Origin of the sequence: Parasutterella excrementihominis YIT 11859 (assembly GCF_000205025.1) — a bacterium.
Classification (GTDB): Bacteria; Pseudomonadota; Gammaproteobacteria; order Burkholderiales; family Burkholderiaceae_F; genus Parasutterella; species Parasutterella excrementihominis.
The window spans coordinates 1-1,906 of the sequence record NZ_GL883678.1 but is presented as its reverse complement, the minus strand read 5'-3'; the positions used below and the strand labels follow the sequence as shown (position 1 = coordinate 1,906).

1 protein-coding gene is annotated in these 1,906 nt (G+C 49.3%); it reads left to right on the top strand.

Annotation, left to right across the window (positions count from 1 at the left end; genetic code table 11):
- Window positions 1–495: 495 nt before the first annotated feature.
- Window positions 496–1,827, top strand: a complete 1,332-nt coding sequence (gene ltrA / locus HMPREF9439_RS01365; RefSeq protein ID WP_008863423.1) for a group II intron reverse transcriptase/maturase — start codon at window positions 496–498, stop codon at window positions 1,825–1,827.
- Window positions 1,828–1,906 lie beyond the last annotated feature (79 nt).

The window sequence follows — 1,906 nt, the reverse complement described above, 5'->3', positions numbered from 1 at the left end:
TTTTTGGTGTGCTCGGCATGAGCATTCTCTATAGGGTGAAAGTCCCGAGTCTGCCCGCTAGTGGGAAAGACTAGCGAACCCCAAGGTGTCTGCAGTGATGCAGAAGCTGAAAGAAGGGGCTAGCAAAGCTCTGAGCTGACGAACAGAAACAGCCTCAGGCAAGTACGAAGGGCAAGTGTGCCAAATCTCACAAAACCCAATAACTAGACGGAATTCGTATGTGTAAAGGCTGCAGCTGCATGGAGCGAAAGAGAATGCCCTTACCCGAGGAGATCTTGCCAGCCAGCAAAGGCAGTAACAACGAATGGCAAGAAGTCAGCAGCGGTCATAGTACCTGAGAGTAACAGGGAAGGACCAAACCAATAAACCCGCGAAAGGGGGAAAACCAATCAGCGTGAGCAGAAAAATGGGCAATACCCGACCTACTTCGGCCATGGTAGTGCGGAACACGAGAACAGCCGAAGAGGAGTTCAAAGCGCTGACTGGATTGAACTCATGAGTAGCGAAGCTTTTAAGGCGATCACGCTGGACAGAATACTCGCCGGGAGGAATCTGTGGGAAGCCATGAAAAAGGTGCAAGCCAATAAAGGTTCACCCGGAGTAGACGGCATGAAAACAGAGGAATTGAAGGAATATTTCTTTGAGAACCCTGGAAAACTGACAGCGATGATCCGACAAGGAGAATACCGTCCCTTACCTATTAAGCGTGTGTACATACCGAAAGACAATGGAGAGCAGAGACCGTTGGGAATACCGACGGTCATCGACCGATTTGTCCAGCAGGCAGTGGCACTGGTGCTGAGCAAAGAATACGAAAAACTCTTCAAGGATATGAGCTTTGGCTTTCGTCCGAACAGAAGCTGTCGACTCGCAGTACGGAGGGCGATGGAGCATGTAAAGGACGGATACATGTGGGTTGTAGATCTGGATCTAAGGAAGTTCTTCGACACAGTGAATCACAGTAAGCTCATCCAATTGCTGTCCGATAGGATTGAGGATGGAAGGGTTGTGTCGCTGATTCATAAATTCCTGCGTGCACCGATCTGTGAAGAAGGCAAAGTAGGAAAGCCCAATACCATCGGCACCCCTCAAGGAGGTGTTATCTCGCCATTGCTGGCTAACATTCTTCTGCATGAACTTGACGAAAAGCTTGAAAGCAAAGGGGTTCGGGCGGTCCGCTATGCGGATGACGCTGTTCTCTTTGCAAAAAGCAGAAAAGCGGCCGAAAGGTTGCTTGAATGGGTCACTGACTTTATCGAGCAGAAACTCTTTCTGAAGGTTAACGCAGAAAAGACGAAGATACTTAGGATCGGGGATCCGGAAGTTCAATTTCTTGGATTCTCCTTCACCTCCCAAGTATCGAAGAAAAGAAGGGAGAGATATCCTACCTACCGGTACTTTCCCGTCGTCCATCGGAAGAAGATGCTTAAGTTAAAAGAAAAACTGAAGCAGATTACAGACCGAAGGGCACCGGGAGGAATTGAACGGGTGAAAAGGGAGCTGAAACTGACCCTTAGGGGTTGGGTCAACTACTTTTACAAGGCTATCCCTGCAAAATGGGCCGAACGAACTGATCAATGGCTTCATCGACGAGTTAGGCAAATCTATTGGAAACAATGGAAAAGGCCGGCGAAACGCCGAGAGGAGTTTAAGAGGCGGTGGAAGAACGCTCCGGCGTTACATGAATATGCTTACAGCTCTAACAGGTATTGGAGAATGTCAAAGGGAGTGCAGATTCATATGGCTCTGAGCCTGGATATTCTCCTGAAAGAAGGGTGGTACGATCTGGGAAAAGCAATGCGGGAAGCAAGTAGGCGACCCGCATAGGTTAATTGGAACCGCTGGGTGCGAGACCCGCATGCCCAGTGGTGTGAGAGGGGTAGGTGAAAGCTTCCCCTACTCGATT